The following is a 419-nucleotide window of genomic DNA, read 5'->3' as shown; positions in this document are numbered from 1 at the left end:
CCATCCGGTGGAGTAAGCCTTTCGCGAACCAGGATTCGGCGAGAACTCTCTCTGGATTTCCCGCCGAGCCTGTGATGCGAACCGGCCCTCAACTGGAGCCTGCCATGCCATCGACGATCAGAACAACTACGCTGCCTTCCGGCGAAGCCGTTCAGGTGCTTGGTCAGGGCACGTGGAAAATGGGCGAGGATATCCGTCGCCGCGCCGATGAGGTCAACGCCCTCAAGCTCGGCCTCGACCTTGGCATCACGCTCATCGATACCGCCGAAATGTATGCCAGCGGCGGTGCCGAGGAGGTAGTCGCCGAGGCCATCGCCGGGCGCCGCGACGAAACGTTCCTGGTTTCGAAAGTGCTGCCGTCAAACGCTTCGCGCGCCGGCGTGCAGCGCGCCTGCGAAAACAGCCTGAAGCGCCTGCGC

General features: G+C 63.5%; 1 protein-coding gene. It reads left to right on the top strand.

Going from position 1 to position 419, the window contains the following annotated elements; translation table 11 throughout:
- Nucleotides 1-104 precede the first annotated feature (104 nt).
- A partial coding sequence (locus D3227_RS40765; RefSeq protein WP_147377853.1) for an aldo/keto reductase occupies nucleotides 105-419 on the top strand: 315 nt, incomplete at its 3' end.

It is taken from the genome of Mesorhizobium waimense (genome assembly GCF_003601975.1).
Classification (GTDB): domain Bacteria; phylum Pseudomonadota; class Alphaproteobacteria; order Rhizobiales; family Rhizobiaceae; genus Mesorhizobium; species Mesorhizobium waimense.
Note: the sequence above shows the minus strand (reverse complement) of the source record. Positions and strands in the feature narration are given on the sequence as shown.